Below are 18,479 nucleotides of genomic sequence, written 5' to 3' on the forward strand. Positions count from 1 at the left end.
GGCTCCTTGCTCGCTGCGCCCTCGGCCGGACGGATGCCGATCGACGTTCACCCGGGGCGGAGAGCAGCGACGGGGCTCAGGCGGTGGGGAAGACCAGGGCGGTGGCGACTGCGGCGATGCCTTCGCCGCGGCCGGTGAGGCCCAGGCCGTCAGAAGTGGTGCCGGAGACCGACACCGGCGCTCCGATCGCTTCGGAGAGCACCTGCTGGGCCTCTTCGCGGCGCTTGCCGATGCGCGGCGCGTTGCCGATCACCTGCACCGTCGCGTTGCCGATGCGGAAACCGGCCGCTGCGACGCGCTCGCGCACCTCGGCCAGGAAGTCCACGCCGTGCGCGCCCGCCCAGCGGTCGTCGTCGGTGCCGAACACCGCGCCGAGATCGCCCAGCCCGGCCGCCGACAGCAGTGCGTCGCACAGCGCGTGCGAGGCGACGTCGCCGTCGGAGTGGCCGGCGCAGCCGTCGACGTCCGGCCAGAGCAGGCCCGCGACCCAGCAGTCGCGGCCGGGCTCGACCGGGTGCACGTCGACGCCCTGGCCGACGCGGGGAAGCAGTTCGGTCACGCGAGCTCTCCAGTGTTCTGCGGGGCGCCCGCGGCCAGCACCGACTCGGCGACGGCCAGGTCGAACGCGGTGGTGATCTTCAGCGCGTCCGGGTGGCCCGCGACGGTGTGCACCTTGCCGCCGATCCGCTCCACGAGACCGGCGTCGTCGGTGGCGATGTCACCGGCCGCCGCGTACGCCTCGCGCAGCACGTCGATGGCGAAGCCCTGCGGGGTCTGGACCGCCCGGAGCTCGGCGCGGTCCACGGTCGCGACGACGTCGCCGGACTCGTCCACCCGCTTGATCGTGTCCGACACCGGCAGCACCGGGATCACCGCGGGCGCGCCCTGCTCGACCGCCCGCACGACGTCCCGGATCACCGAGGCCGGGGTGAAAGCACGCGCGGCGTCGTGCACCAGCACGACCCGCGCGTCCGGTGCGATCCGCCCGACGACGTCGAGCGCCAAGCGCACCGAATCAGTTCGCTCCGATCCCCCGGGCACCACGTGCGCGGCCGGGAGCTCGGCCAGCTCAGCGGCCACCAGCTCGACCTGGTCGGGCGGGGCCGCCACGACGACGTGCTGCACGCAGCCCGCGGCCAGCAGGCCGCGGACCGCGCGCAACAACAACGATTCACCGTTCACCGGAACCAGCGCCTTGGGCATCCCCAACCCCAAGCGCACCCCGCGGCCTGCCGCGGGGACCAGCGCGACTACGCTCACGCTCGCTCGTTCCCGATGATCAAACCGCAGTGGCGAGGACTTCGTCCAGCAGGGTTTCCGCCTTGCCCTCGTCAGTCCCCTCGGCCAGCGCCAACTCGCTCACCAGGATCTGACGGGCTTTCGCCAGCATCCGCTTCTCGCCTGCGGACAGGCCACGATCCTTCTCGCGTCGCCAGAGGTCGCGCACCACTTCGGCCACCTTGTTCACATCGCCGGAGGCGAGCTTCTCCAGGTTGGCCTTGTACCGTCGAGACCAGTTCGTTGGCTCTTCGGTGTGCGGGGCCCGCAGCACGTCGAAGACCCGATCGAGACCCTCCTGGCCGACCACGTCCCGGACGCCGACGATCTCGGCGTTGTCCGCGGGAACGCGCACGGTCAGGTCGCCCTGCGCGACCTTGAGGACGAGGTACTGCTTCTCCTCGCCCTTGATCACACGAGTCTCGATTGCTTCGATGAGTGCGGCACCGTGATGCGGGTAGACGACGGTCTCTCCGACCTTGAAAACCATGTGTCCTCTGCCCCTTTCGCTATGCCCACTTTACCACGCCGGGCAACTCGCCCTCGAAGCCCCATCGCCCGTATTCGCAGGTCAAGCCATGGACTGGGGTTGACAAAGGGCACCCGAACGTGCAAGGCGCGACCTTTCGGCCCACTGAAATCGTCCACTGTGGACACCGTTGTCGGCCGGATCGGCGGGCGCTCCATGCGTAGCTCGGCAAGACCCTGGGGCACCCCCGCGCGGGCGGGGCATTAAGCTCCACCTGGTTGTCCGGCAATCAGGAAGGACGCTGCAACCGTGAGCCGCCCTCAGCACCACAAGGCCGTCCGCCTGCGGTTGATCCCGGCCGCACTCGGGCTCGGCGCCGTCGTTGCCCTCGCCGGGTGCAGTGCCGGTCAGGTGACCGAGACCGACACCCAGGTCGCCGCCGTGAACGGCGGGAACGGCGATGTGCAGAAGATCGCCGTCCGCAACGCCATGTTCACCTTCCCGAGCACCGGCACGGTCTACCCGGCCGGGTCCTCGGCGCCGCTGGAGGCCGTGCTGGCCAACGAGGGCGTCAACGACAAGCTCGTCGAGGTCACCAGCAGCTACACCACCGCGCCGGCCACCATCGGCGGCGTCACCGACCTGCCCAGCCGCACCGCCCTGCACGCCACCGGCGCCTCCGCCGAGCTGAAGGCGCAGGCCGAGGCCGTCGGGAACCGCCAGGTGCAGATCACGCTGAACGGCTTCAAGCAGGACATCACCCCCGGCGTGACCATCCCGGTGACCTTCGTCTTCGAGAAGGCCGGCCCGGTCACCGTCCAGGTGCCGATCGGCATCGACCACTCGCCGCGCCCCGAGGAGCACGGCGGCGGCGGTCACTGACCTCCCAGCTTCCCGGATCGGGCCGTCCGCACCGCGCGGGCGGCCCGATCTGCGTTTCCGCTGGTGGTGACCCGTGAGTGGTTTGGGGCGCTATGGCACCCCAATACGCTCACGGGTTCTGACCTGCGGGAACACGGCCGAGGCGGACGTCGTGGGGCGAGGTGTCGTCGCGGGCGGATAGCCTCGCCGGGTGCCGCCCAAGAACGCCCGAGCCGCCCGTCCCGCCTACCGCTGCGCCGACTGCGGCCACGAGGTCGCCAAGTGGGTCGGGCGCTGTCCGGGCTGCCAGGCGTGGGGCACCGTCGAGGAGGCCGCACCGGCCCGGCCCGCGCTGGCCAAGGTCAGCGCAGGCGCCCCGGCCACCCCGGCGCGGCCGATCGCCGAGGTCGACCTGGACTCGGCCCGCGCGGTGTCCACCGGCATCGACGAGCTGGACCGGGTGCTCGGCGGCGGCATCGTGCCCGGTGCGGTCGTGCTGCTGGCCGGCGAGCCCGGTGTGGGCAAGTCCACACTGCTGCTGGAGGTCGCCCACCGCTGGGCCACCAGCTCCGCGCGCGGTCCGTCGCTGTACATCACCGGCGAGGAATCCGCAGGTCAGGTTCGGTTGCGGGCGGAGCGGACGGATTCGGTGCACCCGCAGCTCTACCTCGGCGCGGAGAGCGACCTCTCCGCCGTGCTCGGGCACGTCGACGCGGTGCGCCCCGGCCTGCTGATCGTCGACTCGGTGCAGACCGTGCAGTCGCCCGACGCCGAGGGCAGCCCCGGCGGCGTCACCCAGGTCCGCGCGGTCACCACCGCGCTGGTCGCGCTGGCCAAGGAGCGCGGGCTGCCGGTGGTGCTGGTCGGGCACGTCACGAAGGACGGCGCGGTCGCCGGTCCGCGCGTGCTGGAGCACCTGGTGGACGTGGTGCTGCACTTCGAGGGCGACCGGCACTCGGCGCTGCGGATGCTGCGCGGCGTGAAGAACCGGTTCGGCCCCGCCGACGAGGTCGGCTGCTTCGAGCAGCGCGACGACGGCATCGCCGAAGTGCCCGACCCCTCCGGCCTGTTCATCAACCGGCAGGAATCGGTCGTCGACGGCACCGCGGTGACCGTCATGGTCGAGGGCAAGCGGCCGCTGCTGGTCGAGGTGCAGGCGCTGCTGATGCACACCCAGATGGCGATGCCGCGCCGGTCGGTCAGCGGCCTGGACTCGGCGCGGGTGTCGATGACGCTGGCCGTGCTGGGCAAGCACGGCAAGATCCCCACCGGCGATCACGACGTGTTCGCCGCGACGGTCGGCGGCCAGCGCGTCAGCGAGCCCGCCGCGGACCTCGCGGTGGCGATGGCCATCGCCTCCTCGCGCAAGAGCAAGCCGCTGCCGCCGAACCTGGTGGTGATCGGCGAGGTGGGCCTGGCGGGCGAGATCCGCCGGGTCAACGGGGTCGGGCGGCGGCTGGCGGAGGCCGCGCGGCTGGGCTTCGACCGGGCGCTGGTGCCGCCGGACTCGGGTCCGCTGCCCAAGGGCGTGCGTGCCACGGTGGTGTCCAACATCGGCGACGCGCTCAAGATCGTGAGGTGACGATGAGCCACGAGGCGCTGCGCGCCACGCTGGCCCGCCTGGCACCCGGTACCGCCCTGCGCGACGGCCTGGAGCGCATCCTGCGCGGCCGCACGGGCGGGCTGATCGTGCTCGGCTACGACCCGGCCGTGGAGGCGCTCTGCGACGGCGGCTTCCGGCTGGACATCGAGTTCAGCGCCACCCGGCTGCGCGAGCTGTCGAAGATGGACGGCGCGGTGGTGCTGTCCACCGACGCCCGGCGGATCATGCGGGCCAACGTGCACCTGGTGCCCGACGCGAGCACGCCCACCGAGGAGTCCGGCACGCGGCACCGCACGGCGGAGCGCACCGCGATCCAGACCGGCTACCCGGTGGTGTCGGTGAGCCAGTCGATGAGCATCATCAGCGTCTACACGCAGGGCCACCGGCACGTGCTGATCGGCTCGCCGGAGATCCTCTCCCGCGCGAACCAGGCGCTGGCCACGCTGGAGCGCTACACCGCGCGGCTGGCCGAGGTCGCGCAGGCGCTGTCGGCGCTGGAGATCGAGGACTACGTGACGCTGCGCGACGCGATGACGGTCGTGCAGCGGATGGAGATGGTGCGGCGGATCGCCGACGAGATCGAGGGCGACGTGGTCGAGCTCGGCGTGGACGGCAGGCTGATCGAGCTGCAGCTCGACGAGCTGGTCGGCCCGCTGCGCGGCACCCGCGCCGAGCGCGACGGCACCGACCTGGATCGCGAGCTGATCGTGCAGGAGTACCTGCCCACCAGCGGCGCGATGCCGACGTCGGAGCAGGTGGAAGCGGCCCTGCACAAGCTCGACGCGACCGAGCTGCTGGACCTGACCGCGATCGCCGCCGCCTTCGGCTACCCGGACTCGCCGGAAGCCCTGGACCAGCACCTGAGCCCGCGCGGCTACCGCCTGCTGGCCCGGGTGCCGCGGCTTCCGGCGATCGCTCGGCGGCGGCTGGTGGAGCACTTCGGGTCGCTGCAGCGGCTGCTGGCGGCGTCGGTGGACGAGCTGGGCGAGGTGGAGGGGCTCGGCGACGCCAAGGCCCGGCTGGTCCGCGAAGGCCTGTCCCGGCTGGCCGAATCGTCCATCGTGGACCCGTTCGCCTGAAAGCGCTGTCGGCGTGGCCGTCCGCGATCGACCACCTGGGGCTGGCGAGGACGGCCCGCCGCGCGTTCGTACATCAGGAGAGCCCGGGGAAGCGCTCAGGTTCCGCCAAGCGACCACGAACAAGCCCTGCGAGCGGATCAGGGCGTCAGGCGGAACTCGACCGGGGCGCTGTTGAGCGACGCGAGCCTGGCCACCAGCCGGTACAGGCCCTCGGTGGCCTTGGCCTGGTCGGGGCCGCAGTCCGGAGTGGACGTCAGGCCGGACCACTCGACGTCGTTGCGGACCGACTGGCCGGGCTGCAGCAGCGGCTGCTCGTTGGTCGACTCCGCGTAGCAGTCGTTGCTGGACCACACGTGCTTGCCCGCCTGCGAGGTCACGGTCAGCTCGCGCAGCATGCGGTTGGTGTCGCGCACGCAGGGGCGGTCGCCCGCGTTGGTGATCACGATGCTCATCGGAACCTTGTCGCCGGCCCGGAACTCGGGTCGGGCGACCTCCGCGACCACCCGGACCGCCTCGTCCGGGCACTGCGGCGGCGGCTCGTCGGCCGCGATCGCGACCGGCGCGGCCGGCGGCGCGGCCTGCGGCTGCGGCGTCGATCCGCTCACGAGCAGCACCGCGCCCCAGGCGACCAGTGCGACCGCGAGCAGGACCGCGGCGATCGCCACCACGCGGCGACGCCAGTACACGGCTGGCGGCAACGGCCCGTTCGGATCTAGCACGGATCGACAGTAACGCGGCGACTACTCCGAACGGCGCTGCCGATGATCACCTGATCGGGTGCAAATCAGCGAATCCACCCCCACCGCACCGCAACCACCCGGCCGAGCGAGCCGCGTCAGTTTCTCGCGAAATCGACGCTCACCCGGGTGATGGTCAATTTCGTGCGAAATTGGCACCTCCTCGCCGTCGTGGCGGTGTTCGCGCTGGTGGTCAAGGCTGTGTTCGTTCGAGGTCGTGGTGGCTGGAGGATTACTGCGCGTGTCGGTTCGGGCGTGGTTCTTCGCTGGATCCGGGGGCCTGGCAGGATCGGCAGTGCCATGAAGACCTCCGCCGCGAATCCCGTCGTCCCACCGCTGAACCCGGTCGAGCTGATCGACTGGTTCGCCGCCACCGCCCGCCCGCTGCCGTGGCGCGCACCCGGCGTCACGGGCTGGGGCGTGCTGGTCAGCGAGACGATGTTGCAGCAGACCCCGGTCAACCGGGTCCAGCCGATCTGGGAGGAGTGGATGCGGCGCTGGCCGCTGCCCTCCGACCTGGCCGCGGAGTCCCAGGGCGAGGTGCTGCGCGCGTGGGGCAAGCTCGGCTACCCGCGCCGCGCGCTGCGCCTGCACGAGGCCGCCGCGACCATCGCGGCCGAGCACGGCGACGTCGTCCCGTCGGACGTGGACACCCTGCTCGCCCTGCCGGGCGTCGGCGCCTACACCGCCCGCGCGGTGGCCGCCTTCGCCTACGGCAAGCGCGCTCCCGTGGTCGACACGAACGTGCGGCGCGTGGTGGCGCGAGCCGTGCACGGCGCGGGCGATGCCGGGCCGCCGTCGACGAAGCGGGATCTCAACGACGTCGACGTCCTGCTGCCGGACGACGACGCCTCCGCGGCGAAGCTCTCCGCCGCGCTGATGGAGCTCGGGCAGGTCGTGTGCACGGTGCGCTCGCCGCTGTGCGAGTCGTGCCCGATCGCGCACGACTGCGCCTGGCAGCACGCCGGGCGACCGGCCTACGCGGGCCCGCCGAAGAAGGTGCAGAAGTTCGCGGGCACCGACCGCCAGGTGCGCGGCAAGCTGCTCGACGTGCTGCGTGGCTCGACCGGCCCGGTGCTGCGCGAGCAGCTGGACGCGGTGTGGTCCGACGCCGGGCAGCGCGACCGCTGCCTGGACTCGCTGCTGGTCGACGGGCTCGTCGAGCAGACCGACGACGGCCGCTTCGCGCTGCCCGGAGAGCACTGATGGCGCACGCGCTGGTGTTCTTCTTCGACGACCGCACCGAGTCGGAGATCCGCGGCCTGTGGCAGCGGCTGGACGACGCGGGCGTGCCGAGCCCGGCGGGCAAGCACCGACCGCACGTGACCTTGGCAGCGGCGGGGAGCATCCCGCCCGCCGCCCGCAAGGCGGTGCGCGCCGAGCTGGAGCTGCTGTCCGTCCCGGACCTCTGGCTGCACACGCTCGGCACGTTCCCCGGCGAGGAGCGGAAGCTGCTGCTGGGAGCGGTGGTGGACGCCGAGCTGCTGGCGGTGCACTCCGCGGTGCACGACGCGCTGGCGGGCCGGGTGCAGAACCCGTCGGCCTACTACTTCCCGGGTGCCTGGATCCCGCACTGCACCCTGGCCCAGGGCATCACCGACGACCAGCTCGCAACGGGTTTCCGCGCGCTCCAGCCGCCGACCGCCGTCCGCGCCGCGATCAGCGAAGTCGCGATCGTCGACACCCGAACCGGGGAATCCGAGACCGTCCTGCCCCGCTGAGCGCCCGGCGACCACGCAATTTCAATTGAAATTGGACGTCTAATTTCAATTGAAATTGCACAACCACCGACACGCCGACGGCGCGTTGGGTCCCGACACGCCGTCGGACCGCAATTTCCATTGAAATCGACGATGTGATTTCCATTGAAATTGCGGGGTCGTGGTCGGCGGAGTGGCGGAGGCGCCGCGGGGGCCGGTCGGGTCGGGAGGGCCCGGGTGGCTCGGTCGGGTCGGGAGGGTCCGGGTGGGCTCGGTCGGGTCGGGAGGGCACGGTCGGGTCGGGAGGGCACGGTCGGGTCGGGAGGGGGCACGGGTGGGTCGGGAGGGATCGGGTGGGTCGGGCATTTGGTCCTTAGTGGACTTTCTTCTCGATCACGAGTTGCCGAGTTGCTGGTGACGGGCCACTTTGGATCAGCACCTCGCACCCGGTAGGAGGACGCATGGACGTCGACGGCGTGAGCATCCTCGGCCGCGGGATCGCGGCCAAGGGACCGGAGGGCGTCGTGTTCGCCAACCTCGACCTGCAGGTCTCCGCCGGGGCGCTCGCCGTGATCGCCGGTCCTTCCGGGACCGGGCGCACCTCGCTGCTGCTCGCGCTGTCCGGCCGGTTGCCGCTGATCACGGGCTACCTGGACGTCTCCGGGCACGTGCTGCCCGCCCAGGCGAAGGCGGTGCGGCAGCTGATCCGCCCGGCTCGGCTGCGGCCGGGTTACGAGCTGGAGGAGAAGCACCGGGTGCGGGAGGCGATCCTCGAGCGCCGCCTGATCAGCGGCGCTTCCGATCGCTCCATCGACGCCGCGCTCGACCTCCTCGGCCTGGCCCCCGACCGGTCCGCGCTGATCGACGAGCTGCACCCGGCCGACCGGCTGCTGCTCGCGGTGGCGCTGGCGATCGCGCCCTCGCCCGCCGGGATCCTGGTCGACGACGTCGACGTCGGCCTGCCGCTGCCGTCGCGGGCGCGGGTGTGGGCGGCGCTGCACGAGGTGACCCGGACCGGGATGACGGTGCTGGCCAGCGCCGCCGACGCGCCGTCGGGAGACGTCGAGGTGATCCACCTCCCCGCGCGCGAGCAGGACTGGCCCACCGATGTGCTCGACCTGCTGGAGGAGGACACGCCGTGAAAGCGTTCACCCTGGCCTGGCTGGAGCTGCGGCGCTTCCGCGGACCGCTGCGCCGCCTCGTGCCGCTGGTGCTGGTGCTGGTCCCGCTGCTGTACGGCTCGCTGTACCTGTGGTCGAACTGGGATCCCTACGGCAAGTTGGGCCAGGTCCCGGTCGCGGTGGTGAACTCCGACCTGCCGGTGGACAGCCGCGGCGAGCACATCAACGCCGGTGAGCAGTTCGTCCAGCAGATCAAGGCGACCGACACCTTCGACTGGCACTTCGTGGACGCCGCCGACGCGCGGCGCGGGCTGGCCGAGGGCACCTACTACTTCACCATCGAGGTGCCGTCGGACTTCAGCGCGCGGCTGGCCACGGCGGCGGATCGCAACCCGGAGCGGGCGGCGCTGCACATCGTCAAGAACGACGCCAACGGCTTCATCGTCGGGATCATGGCCGACACGGTGAAGACCGAGCTGCAGAACCAGATCAACGCGGCCGCGCACGCCACCTACGCCCGCGCGCTCTACGGCGAGCTGGACCAGGCGCGGCAGAAGTTGCAGCTGGCGTCGGAGGCGTCCAAGCAGCTGGTCGAGGGCACCGAGCTGAGCAAGCAGGGCACCGCCGCGCTCACCACCGGGCTCAACGGCGTGCGCGACGGCACCGGCGAGATCACCCGAGGCGTGCAGAGCATCGCCGACGCGAGCGCCCAGCTCGACCAGCAGCTGAGGGCCATCACCGACTTCACCGCCGAACGGCTGCCCGGAGCGGTGAACGCGCTGGTCAACGCGAGCAACGTCGCGGTCAACAGCCTGAGCGCGATCAAGACCACCACCGGGTTCCTCAACCAGCGGGCCGCCGAGGGCCGCGCGGCCGTCGAGGAGCTCGGCGAGAAGCACCCCGACATCGCGCAGGACTCCGTCTACCAGCGCGCGCTGGACATCTCCCGCAAGCTCGCCGACTCGTCGGCCACGGCCGACGGCGATGCGCAGAAAGCGCTGGCCACCGCGCAGGACGCCAACCGCCAAGCGCTCGCGCTGCAGAACAACCTCGGCCCGCTGCAGAACCAGGTCCGCGCGATCACCGCACCGGCCGACACGCTGCGCGCGGGCACGGCGGAGCTGGCCGGTGGTGGTCTCGGCATCACCAACGGGCTGAACACGCTGGCCGCGAGCAGCGGCGTGCTGCACACCGGCGCCGGGCAGCTCAACGACGGCGCCAGGTCCCTGCAGGGGCTGGTCGACGACACGCTGGGCAAGATCCCGCCGACGAACCCGACCGAGGTCGCGCAGGCCGCCGACGTGCTGGGCTCGCCGACCGAGATCCACGTGGAGAACATCAACCCGGCGCACGTCTACGGGCGCGGGCTGGCACCGTTCTTCTTCGCCATCGCGCTGTGGGTGTTCGGCCTGTTCGCGTACCTGCTGCTCAAGCCGGTGAACCAGCGGGCGATGGCGGACCGGGTCAACGCGTGGACGATCGCGCTGGCCGGGTTCCTGCCCGCCGCGGCGCTGGGCGTGCTCGGCGGGCTGGTGCTGTACGCGGTGGTCGACTTCGGGCTGGGCCTGGACCCGGTGCACCTGTGGTGGACGCTCGGGCTGGTCTCGCTGGCCGCGCTCGCGTTCGTGGCGATAGACCACTTCCTGCGCACCGCGCTGGGTGCGGTCGGCGACCTGCTGTCGCTGGTGCTGCTGATCATCCAGCTCACCGCCTCCGGCGGGCTGTACCCGATGGAGACCGCTCCGGCGCCGTTCCAGGCGGTGCACCCGTTCCTGCCGATGAGCTACCTGGTCGACGGGCTGCGGGTGACGATCTCCGGCGGCGAGGTCCAGCACCTGCTCGAGGACGCCGTGGTGCTCGGCGGATTCCTGGTGGTCTTCCTGCTGCTGACCACGCTGGTCGTGCAGAAGCAGCGCACCTGGTCGGTGGCCCGCCTGCATCCGCAGATCGAGCTTTGAGCCTGCTCCCGGGCTCGTTCTGCGTAGCGGTGCGGGCTGCGACGGTGGGCCGAACGCCTCCGGCGCTTCAAAGGACGAAGACCGAGTTGCCGAGGTCGCCGATCGCCCTTCCGGGCTCGTAGTCTGGCTACATGGCTGTTGTGAAGATCAATGCGATCGAGGTTCCCGAAGGTGCTGGTCCGGAACTGGAGAAGCGGTTCGCTTCGCGGCACGGCTCGGTGGACAGCGCGCCGGGCTTCCTCGGGTTCGAGCTGCTGCGCCCGGTGAAGGGCGACAACCGCTACTTCGTCTACACGAAGTGGGAGTCCGAGGAGGCGTTCCAGGCCTGGGCGTCGGGCCCGGCGAAGGCCGCGCACGCCGGTGAGGCGAAGAACCCGGTCGCCTCCGGGTCCAGCCTGCTCGAGTTCGAGCTGGTCCAGGAGTCCTACCCGGAGAAGTGATCCGGTCGTGAGCGTTTTGGGGTGTCAGAGCGCCCCAAAACGCTCACGGACCCCGTCCCCGGCGCGAGGGTTCCGCCTCAGCCGCGCCACCGCAGAGTCGCGAGGATCGCGCGGTGGTCGGCGCCCGGCAGCGGGAAGACCTCGAAGGCCTGCGGGGTCAGCTCCGGTGTGGTGAGGACGTGGTCGATCGTCACCGGCGGCGGGAACCAGCCCTTCGGCCAGGTCGCGCTCAGCCCCGCGCCGGTGGCCGCCGCGGCGTCGGTGTAGCCGCGGCCGATCAGGTCGCCGAGCCGGGAGTGGTCGAGCGTCGCGTTGAAGTCGCCCGCCAGCACTCGCGGCGTGCCGTTCAGCGGCAGCTGCCCCAGCTCGGTCATCTCGCGCCGCCACACGTCGTAGGTGTCGCGCCCCATCGGGTACAGCGGGTGCACCGCGACGATCTCCACCGGTGGGCTGCCCGGCCGGTCCAGCAGCGCTGACGGCTGGGCGAGCGTCGACTCCGGCACCAGGTCCAGCTCGCGCAGCGGGTAGCGCGCCGCGATGCCCGAGCCGTCCGCCTTCGGGCCCGGGCTGAACACCCGGTGCGGCAGTTCGGCGCCCAGGTCCGCGCGGTCCAGGCGGTCCACCAGCTCCGGGGTGAGTTCCTGAAGGCTGAGCACGTCGACCTCGTGCCGCCGCACCAGCTCCACCACCGCCGTCGCGTCCGCCTGACCGAAGTAGGCGTTGACCGACAGCACCCGCAGCTCGGTGCCCTGCGCCGGAGCCGCGCTCGACATCGTCCGCGGCGCGACGGAGAGCACGAGCAGCACCGTCACCAGGCCGACGACGAGCATCGTCAGCCAGCGGCGCAACAGCAGCCCGAAGAGCGTGAGCACCGCGCCGACCAGCACGGCGTACGGGGTCAGCGCCACCAGCGCCACGGTGTAGCGGTCGAACTCCAGTCCGCCCAGCGGCAGCGCCGCCCAAGCGAGGAAACCGAGGCTCAGCAGCACCAGCAGGGCGGTCAGCAGCCGCCCGCCCGGCTTTCGCGGATCCAGCTCCTCTTCCGGCTGTTCGACCAACGTCCGCGTCACTCGCGCCCCCTGTCATCCGGCTCACCAAGCCTGTCAGCGCGCTGTGCGCGCGCTGTCAGCGCCCCTTCGGATAGTGGGATGCGCAAGCCCTTGAGGAGGTTGCATGTCATACGCGATCCAGGCCGAAGGCCTGGTCAAACGCTTCGGCTCCACCACCGCGCTGGCCGGGGTCGACCTCGCCGTGCCCGCCGGGACGATCCTCGGCGTGCTCGGCCCGAACGGCGCGGGCAAGACGACCACGGTGCGCATCCTGGCCACCCTGCTCCGGCCGGACGCCGGCACCGCGACCGTCGCGGGCTACGACGTGCTCCGGCAGTCGGTCGCGGTGCGCAGCCGCATCGGGCTGACCGGGCAGTACGCCTCGGTGGACGAGGAGCTGACCGGGGTGGAGAACCTGGTGCTGATCGGCCGCCTGCTGGAGATGCCGCGCGGCGACGCCAAGGCGCGCGCCGCCGAGCTGCTGGAGCGGTTCGGCCTGACCGACGCGGGCGGGCGCGCGATCAAGACCTACTCCGGCGGGATGCGCCGCCGCCTGGACCTGGCCGCGAGCCTGGTGGGCCGCCCCGAGATCCTCTACCTGGACGAGCCGACCACCGGGCTGGACCCGCGCAGCCGCAACCAGGTCTGGGACATGGTCCGCGACCTGACCGGCGAAGGCGTCACGGTGCTGCTGACCACGCAGTACCTGGAGGAGGCCGATCAGCTGGCCGACCGGATCAGCGTGATCGACCACGGCCGGGTCGTCGCGGACGGCCGCGCCGACGAGCTCAAGCGCCGGACCGGCGGGCAGACCCTGCAGGTGCGCCCGACCGATCTGGCGAACGTGCCCGCGGTGCGCCGGATCCTGACCGAGCTGACCGGCGCCGAACCGGCCGTGAACGACGAGAGCGGGCTGCTCACCGCCCCGGTGGACGACCCGGTGCTGCTGTCCACCCTGGTCCGCCGCCTGGACGACGCGGGCATCACGGCGGACGAGCTCGCGCTGCGCCTGCCGAGCCTGGACGAGGTGTTCCTGGCCATCACCGGAAAACCAGCCGAGGAGGCGGCATGAGTCATCTCAGCTCTGTGCCCACCCAAGCCCCGCGCAACCGCGCCCCGGGGGAACGTGACGCAACCCAGCCACGAGGAACGGCGAAACGCGCGATCAACTCTCAACGCAACCACCACTGCGAATCGCGGAGAGGCGGGGCTGCCGCGTGACTGCCACATTGGAACGCACGCCCGCCGCTGCTGCGGCGGCGCCCGAGAGCATTGGGCCGCTGCGCACGCTTCGGCACGGGTTGACGCTCGCCGGGCGGAGCGTGCTGAAGATCCGCAAGTCGCCCGAGGGCCTGATCGACGTCACCATCCAGCCGATCCTGTTCCTGGTCATGTTCGTCTACCTCTTCGGCGGCGCGATCTCCGGGGACACCGGTTCCTACCTGCAGGTCACGCTGCCCGGCGTGATGGCGATGAACATGGTCTTCGGCAGCCTCGGCACCGGCATGGCGCTCAACACCGACATCAACAAGGGCGTCTTCGACCGGTTCCGCAGCCTGCCGGTGGCGCGTTCGGCGCCGCTGATCGGCGCGGTGCTCGGTGACATCGTGCGCTACCTGGTGTCGCTGGCGGTGCTGCTGGTGTTCGCCACGATCATGGGCTTCCGGATCCAGACCGATCCGCTGTCCGCGCTGCTCGCGATCGTCGTGGTGATCGCCTTCGCGCTGGCGATGTGCTGGATCACGGTGTTCCTGGGGATGCTGATCAAGAGCCAGCAGGCGCTGCCGGGCGTGGCGATGGCGTTCATGTTCCCGCTCACCATGGGCAGCAACGTGTTCGTGCCGACGCACACGATGCCGGGCTGGCTGCAGGCGTGGGTGGGGATCAACCCGGTCACCCAGCTCGCGGACACCGCTCGCGGCCTGATGATCGGCGGCCCGGTCCTCGGCCCGCTGACGGCCACCGCGATCTGGATGGTGGCGATCGTGGCGGTGTTCTTCCCGCTGGCGATGTGGGCCTACCGCCGGCGGGTCTGAACCGCACGGCCGGGTTCCTCCCGCACTTGGGGGGCGGGAGGAACCCGGTCACGCGCCCAGCGCCGCGCGCAACTCCTCGAACGCGGCTTCGCGGGAGAGGGCCGCGCCCTTCTCCCGCTCGGCGTCGTAGCTCCCGGTCAAGGTGTGCAGGAGGTCGCGCACCTCCGGGTCGCCTTCGTCGAGCTGGCCGCGCAGCGCGACCGCGATGCCGAGCAGCCGCGCCGCCGGTTCCGGCCGCCCCTGCGCGAATTCCGTCCTCGCCGCCTGCTCGGCGATGGCGGCGGTCATCGGCATGTCGCGGAGGTCCAGGCCGGTGACCAGCGCTTCGGCCAGTCCGGCTCGCGCGGCGTCGAAGTCGCCCTCGGAGGCGTGCAGCCGGGATTCGCAGATCTTGACCAGCTGCCGCAGCGGTTGCGGCGTCACGGTCATGTCGCCGACCAGCTCGCGCAGTTCGGCGATCCGCTCCCACGCCCCGGCGAAGTCCCCGGTCTGCCGCGCCACCTCGGCCAGGCCGCTCAGCGCACCGATCCGGTGGTGCGGGAACGCGTTCTGGCCGAATTCCGCGGCCCGGCGCAGCTCTTCCTCCGCGCCCGCGGGATCGCCCGCGCGCAGCCGTTCGAGGCCGATCCGCGCCAGCACCGACACCAGGTCGTCGGTGCAGCGCAGTTCCCGCAGGGTCGCGGCCGATTCCTGCAGCGCCGCTATCGAGCCTCCGTGGTCGCCGCGCTGGGAGCGCAGTTCGGCCAGGCTCTGGATCGTGCTCGCGGTGCCCCACCGGTCGCCGATCGCGCGGAACTCGGCCAGCGACGCGAGCATGTTCTCCTCCGCCGGTCCGGGATTCCCGGTGTGCTCCAAACCCCAGGCCCGGCAGTAGAGACCGGCCGCGCGCGCCCACGGGTGCGCGTCCTGCAGCGCGGACTCGACGCAACGCTCCATTTCGGACAGTTCGCCGCAGAGCATCCAGGCCATCGGTTCCATCATCGCCGCGTACAGGTACCGCGATCGGGCGCCGGTGTCGCGGACCTCGGTCACCGCGGCGCGCAGGCGGGTGAACCAGTCCGGTTCCTCGGCGACCAGTCGCCGCATCAGCCCGACCACCGCCCGGCTCGCCGCCGGGGCCGCGCCCGGCAGCTCGGCGACGGCGTTGAGCCGGCCGATCAGCTCCTCGTGCTGCGCCGCCATCGACCAGTACCAGCACAACGCCGCCACCAGCCGGATCCCCCGGTCCGCGTCGCCGGACGAGGTGGCCCAGTGCAGGGCGGCGATGATGTTGTCGTGATCGGCGTCCAGCCGTTCCATCCAGTCGATCTGGTCGGCCTCGTGCACCTTCGGCGCGATGCTCTCGGAGAACTCGACGTAGTACGCCGCGTGCGAGGAGCGCAGCGCGTCCTCCTCCCCCGCCGCGTCGAGCTTCTCGGCGCAGAAGGCGCGCACCGTCTCCAACATCCGGTAGCGCATGCCCAGGCCCGAATCCACCGCCTCCACCAGGGATTTCTCCACCAGCGACAGCAGCACGTAGAACGCGTCGCCGCCGGTGATCTCGGCATCGGCGCACACCCCGGAGATGGCCTCCGGCGTGGCGCCGCCCGCGAACACCGACAGCCGCCGGGCCAACGTCTGCTCCTGCTCGGTGAGCAGGTCCCAGCTCCACTCCACGACCGCGCGCAGCGTCCGGTGGCGGGGCATCGAGGTGCGGTTGCCGTTGGTGAGCAACCGGAACCGGTCGTCCAGCCGGTCGGCGATCTGCCGCGCGCTCATCGCCCGCAGCCGGGCCGCGGCGAGCTCGATCGCCAGCGGCATGCCGTCCAGCCGGCGGCAGATCTCCACCACGTCACCGATGTTGTCCTCGTCCAGCGCGAACCCCGGGCGAGCAGCCGACGCCCGGTCCGCGAACAGCCGCACCGCTGCGGATTCCCGCGCCGCAGCGGTGGATTCCGGCAGCTCCAGCGGGCCGACGGGCAGCAACCGCTCGCCGGCCACCGCGAGCGGCTCGCGGCTCGTGGCGAGCACCCGCAGCTGCGGCGAGCGGCCCAGGACCTCCTGGGCGAACTCGGCGACGGCGCCGATCACGTGCTCGCAGTTGTCCAGCACCAGCAACGTCGGTTCCGCCGCGAGCAGCTCCCCCACCCGGCTCAAGGCGTGCGTCTTCGGGCCCTCCAGCAACCGGTTCTCGCGGATGCCCAGCGCGGTCAGCACCGCCGATGTCAGGTCCTGCTCGTCGCGCAGCGGCGCGAGCTCCACGAACCACACCCGCCGGTCGGACACCCCGGCCGCGGTTTCGGTGGCCAGCCGGGTCTTGCCCGCGCCGCCCGGTCCGAAGAGCGTGACCAGCCGGGCATCGGCCAGCTCCGCCCGCGTGCGCTCGATCTCCCGCTCCCGGCCGACGAAGCTGCTCAACCGCGTCGGCAGCACGGCAGGGCTCGACGACCGGCGCGGCTCCGGCTTCGGCGCGAGCGCCGGATCACCGCGCAGCATCGCGAGCTGCAAGTCCTTGAGCTCCTGCGACGGCTCCACGCCGAACTCGTCGTCCAGCCGCCGTCGCAACGCCTCGAACACCGCCAGCGCATCCGGCTGCCTGCCGCAGGCGTAGAGCGCGCGAATCCGCAGCGAGGTGAGCCGCTCGCGCAGCGGGTAGCGCGCGCACAGGCCTTGCAGCTCGGGCACCAGGTCGACCTGGTGCCCAGCGCGCAGATCCGCTTCGATGCGATCTTCGAGCGCCGTGAGGCGCAGCTCGTCCAGCCGCGCCACCTGCGCTTCGGCGAACGGAGCGTCGAGGAAGTCGGCGAGCGCGCCGCCGCGCCAGAGCGCCAGCGCCTCGCGGAGCGAGGCAGCGGCGGCGTCGACGTGGCCGTCGCGGAGCAGGCGGCGGCCATCGGCCGCGAGCCGCGCGAAGCGGTCGGCGTCGACGTCGTCGGGATCGACCAGGAGGGCGTAGCCCGACGGGTCGGAGCGCAGCGTCAGCGAGCCGTCGAGCGCGCGGCGCGCGCGGGAGACGAGCGACTGGAGCGCGTTGAGCGCGCCGGCCGGCTGGGCGGAGCCCCAGAGGTCGGCGATGAGCCGCTCGGTGGCGACGGTGCGGCCGGCTTCGAGCGCGAGGCGCGCGAGGAGCGTGCGCACCCGGAGGCCGCCCACGTCGACCGTCCGGCCGTCGGGGGCGGTCAGCCGGAATGGCCCCAGGAGAGCGACACGCACCTGCCCAGCTTCTCAAAGATGCCTGCTCCGGTGCTCGTCTTTAACCGTTACCGGCCGTTGCTGCGCAGCACCGAGACCGCATTGGCGGTCGCGTAGCCGCGCCATTCCAGGGCCGCCGCGTCGGAATAGCCGGTGAAGTCCACGGCCCATCCGCCGTCCTCGCGCTGGCCCCGTTCCACCCGGTCGAGGTCGGCGGACACGGCGTCGGGGTCCAGCAGATCGCGGACCGGGCGTCCGGGCTCGGGCGCGTAGTCGAGGAGGTGGAGGGTTTCGCCCTCCGCTCCGCCGACGACGGCGACGGCTCCGTCCGGCGGGACGAAGCGGCCGAGGTGATCGAGCAGCTCGCGCGCCTCGCGGTGGGTGTCGGAAGCGGCGTCGAGCAGCTGGAGCGCGAAGGAGAGGACGTAGGCGAAGGGGGCTTCGTCGATCCGTCGGATCGCCTCGAAGCAGTAGCGCGTCGCCGTCTCCAACCACGGGTGGTCGAGGACCGATCCGTCCCAGCGCGCGAGCCGGTGGGCCTGCGCCGCCACGGCCGCGGTGATCTGCAGCGACGACTCAGCGGGATCCGCTTGGGCCCAGAAGGGCGCGCACGCCGCGGGATCGCTGATCGGCAGCGCGAACGGCAGGCCGCCGTCGGGCAGCGTCGCGGCGTTCAGCCAGTCGAGCAGGGCCGTGAGGTGCGGGGAGTTCGCTCGGGCGTCCGCGAGCGCTTCGAGCGCGTGCTGCGCGCCGCCGGGCTGGCTCTCCGGGGCGCGGAGATCCGGTTCCAGGCCCCACCCGTAGCCGCCGTCCGGGTTCCGGTAGGCGTCGAGCCCGCTGACGATCGCGTCGCGAGCGGCGTCGCCGCCGGTCAGGGCCTCGAAACGCCGCCGGTCGAGAACTCTCGCGTGCGCGGTCATGAACTTCCTCGCGCGCCCCAGGTCGATGCTCATGCGAGGACTCTGCCAGCTGCGGCC

The 18,479-nt window shown here is 72.1% G+C and carries 17 protein-coding genes; 10 read left to right on the forward strand and 7 right to left on the reverse strand.

All coding sequences use genetic code 11. The features are described from left to right. Positions 1-76 precede the first annotated feature (76 nt). The 3 genes from ispF to C4T78_RS33795 are packed head-to-tail and all read right to left on the reverse strand — an operon-like array spanning position 77 to position 1,768. Entirely contained in the window at positions 77-559 is a 483-nt protein-coding gene (gene ispF / locus C4T78_RS33785) for a 2-C-methyl-D-erythritol 2,4-cyclodiphosphate synthase (RefSeq protein WP_177242038.1), read from the reverse strand. Further along, complete coding sequence (gene ispD, locus C4T78_RS33790) at positions 556-1,260, reverse strand: 2-C-methyl-D-erythritol 4-phosphate cytidylyltransferase (RefSeq protein WP_093156522.1); 705 nt, start codon at positions 1,258-1,260, stop codon at positions 556-558. Before ispD ends, ispF begins: the two co-directional genes overlap by 4 nt. 19 nt (positions 1,261-1,279) lie before the next feature. Then, on the reverse strand, positions 1,280-1,768 hold the full coding sequence (locus tag C4T78_RS33795) for a CarD family transcriptional regulator (RefSeq protein ID WP_009947449.1): 489 nt from the start codon (positions 1,766-1,768) through the stop codon (positions 1,280-1,282). A gap of 288 nt (positions 1,769-2,056) precedes the next feature. Here C4T78_RS33795 and C4T78_RS33800 point away from each other — a divergent pair, with 288 nt between their 5' ends. From C4T78_RS33800 to disA, 3 genes are all read left to right on the forward strand, one after another. Next, the gene (locus C4T78_RS33800) at positions 2,057-2,629 is read left to right on the forward strand and encodes a copper chaperone PCu(A)C domain-containing protein (protein ID WP_235863834.1); all 573 of its coding nucleotides are present in this window, start codon (positions 2,057-2,059) and stop codon (positions 2,627-2,629) included. A gap of 190 nt (positions 2,630-2,819) precedes the next feature. Further along, positions 2,820-4,190, forward strand: coding sequence for a DNA repair protein RadA (radA, locus tag C4T78_RS33805; protein WP_093357740.1), 1,371 nt, complete (start codon positions 2,820-2,822; stop codon positions 4,188-4,190). A 2-nt stretch (positions 4,191-4,192) separates the two neighbouring features. Then, positions 4,193-5,290 carry a DNA integrity scanning diadenylate cyclase DisA gene (gene disA, locus C4T78_RS33810; protein ID WP_093357739.1) on the forward strand — a complete coding sequence of 366 codons (1,098 nt, stop codon included), beginning with the start codon at positions 4,193-4,195 and terminating at the stop codon, positions 5,288-5,290. 137 nt (positions 5,291-5,427) lie between these two features. Here disA and C4T78_RS33815 read toward each other — a convergent pair whose 3' ends face one another. Beyond that, on the reverse strand, positions 5,428-6,009 hold the full coding sequence (locus tag C4T78_RS33815; RefSeq protein WP_093357738.1) for a hypothetical protein: 582 nt from the start codon (positions 6,007-6,009) through the stop codon (positions 5,428-5,430). A gap of 318 nt (positions 6,010-6,327) precedes the next feature. Between C4T78_RS33815 and C4T78_RS33820 the strand changes: the two genes are divergently transcribed. The 5 genes from C4T78_RS33820 (at position 6,328) to C4T78_RS33840 (ending at position 11,246) form a co-directional block, all read left to right on the forward strand. Next, the gene (locus tag C4T78_RS33820) at positions 6,328-7,233 is read left to right on the forward strand and encodes an iron-sulfur binding domain-containing protein (protein WP_093357736.1); all 906 of its coding nucleotides are present in this window, start codon (positions 6,328-6,330) and stop codon (positions 7,231-7,233) included. Beyond that, positions 7,233-7,748 carry a 2'-5' RNA ligase family protein gene (locus C4T78_RS33825; RefSeq protein WP_093357735.1) on the forward strand — a complete coding sequence of 172 codons (516 nt, stop codon included), beginning with the start codon at positions 7,233-7,235 and terminating at the stop codon, positions 7,746-7,748. Before C4T78_RS33820 ends, C4T78_RS33825 begins: the two co-directional genes overlap by 1 nt. 440 nt (positions 7,749-8,188) lie before the next feature. Then, positions 8,189-8,869 carry an ATP-binding cassette domain-containing protein gene (locus C4T78_RS33830; RefSeq protein WP_093357733.1) on the forward strand — a complete coding sequence of 227 codons (681 nt, stop codon included), beginning with the start codon at positions 8,189-8,191 and terminating at the stop codon, positions 8,867-8,869. Then, the gene (locus C4T78_RS33835) at positions 8,866-10,806 is read left to right on the forward strand and encodes a YhgE/Pip domain-containing protein (protein WP_093357732.1); all 1,941 of its coding nucleotides are present in this window, start codon (positions 8,866-8,868) and stop codon (positions 10,804-10,806) included. The genes C4T78_RS33830 and C4T78_RS33835 overlap by 4 nt, the downstream gene beginning before the upstream one ends. Positions 10,807-10,937: 131 nt before the next feature. Beyond that, on the forward strand, positions 10,938-11,246 hold the full coding sequence (locus C4T78_RS33840) for an antibiotic biosynthesis monooxygenase family protein (RefSeq protein ID WP_093156509.1): 309 nt from the start codon (positions 10,938-10,940) through the stop codon (positions 11,244-11,246). Between the two features lie 77 nt (positions 11,247-11,323). On the opposite strand, the gene C4T78_RS33845 is transcribed toward C4T78_RS33840, so the two are convergent. Beyond that, entirely contained in the window at positions 11,324-12,316 is a 993-nt protein-coding gene (locus tag C4T78_RS33845) for an endonuclease/exonuclease/phosphatase family protein (RefSeq protein ID WP_093357730.1), read from the reverse strand. 103 nt (positions 12,317-12,419) lie between these two features. On the opposite strand from C4T78_RS33845, the gene C4T78_RS33850 reads away from it, so the two are divergent. Together C4T78_RS33850 and C4T78_RS33855 are read left to right on the forward strand one after the other, a co-directional pair. Further along, positions 12,420-13,367, forward strand: coding sequence for an ATP-binding cassette domain-containing protein (locus C4T78_RS33850; RefSeq protein WP_093357728.1), 948 nt, complete (start codon positions 12,420-12,422; stop codon positions 13,365-13,367). A 145-nt stretch (positions 13,368-13,512) separates the two neighbouring features. Then, positions 13,513-14,331, forward strand: a complete 819-nt coding sequence (locus C4T78_RS33855; protein ID WP_093357726.1) for an ABC transporter permease — start codon at positions 13,513-13,515, stop codon at positions 14,329-14,331. Between the two features lie 48 nt (positions 14,332-14,379). Here C4T78_RS33855 and C4T78_RS33860 read toward each other — a convergent pair whose 3' ends face one another. Both C4T78_RS33860 and C4T78_RS33865 read right to left on the reverse strand, forming a co-directional pair. Then, complete coding sequence (locus C4T78_RS33860; RefSeq protein ID WP_093357725.1) at positions 14,380-17,523, reverse strand: ATP-binding protein; 3,144 nt, start codon at positions 17,521-17,523, stop codon at positions 14,380-14,382. Positions 17,524-17,570: 47 nt separating this feature from the next. Next, entirely contained in the window at positions 17,571-18,455 is an 885-nt protein-coding gene (locus C4T78_RS33865) for a hypothetical protein (protein ID WP_093357723.1), read from the reverse strand. Between the last annotated feature and the right edge of the window lie 24 nt (positions 18,456-18,479).

This window comes from Saccharopolyspora kobensis, assembly GCF_900108315.1.
Taxonomy (GTDB): Bacteria; Actinomycetota; Actinomycetes; order Mycobacteriales; family Pseudonocardiaceae; genus Saccharopolyspora; species Saccharopolyspora kobensis.

What these genes read in the sequence shown, in the direction of transcription:
- C4T78_RS33820 (WP_093357736.1), top strand. Translation starts at nt 6,328, where the DNA reads ATGAAGACCTCCGCCGCGAATCCCGTCGTCCCACCGCTGAACCCGGTC.
- C4T78_RS33840 (WP_093156509.1), top strand. Translation starts at nt 10,938, where the DNA reads ATGGCTGTTGTGAAGATCAATGCGATCGAGGTTCCCGAAGGTGCTGGT.
- C4T78_RS33865 (WP_093357723.1), bottom strand. Translation starts at nt 18,455, where the DNA reads ATGAGCATCGACCTGGGGCGCGCGAGGAAGTTCATGACCGCGCACGCG.
- C4T78_RS33825 (WP_093357735.1), top strand. Translation starts at nt 7,233, where the DNA reads ATGGCGCACGCGCTGGTGTTCTTCTTCGACGACCGCACCGAGTCGGAG.
- C4T78_RS33795 (WP_009947449.1), bottom strand. Translation starts at nt 1,768, where the DNA reads ATGGTTTTCAAGGTCGGAGAGACCGTCGTCTACCCGCATCACGGTGCC.
- C4T78_RS33830 (WP_093357733.1), top strand. Translation starts at nt 8,189, where the DNA reads ATGGACGTCGACGGCGTGAGCATCCTCGGCCGCGGGATCGCGGCCAAG.
- disA (WP_093357739.1), top strand. Translation starts at nt 4,193, where the DNA reads ATGAGCCACGAGGCGCTGCGCGCCACGCTGGCCCGCCTGGCACCCGGT.
- C4T78_RS33850 (WP_093357728.1), top strand. Translation starts at nt 12,420, where the DNA reads ATGTCATACGCGATCCAGGCCGAAGGCCTGGTCAAACGCTTCGGCTCC.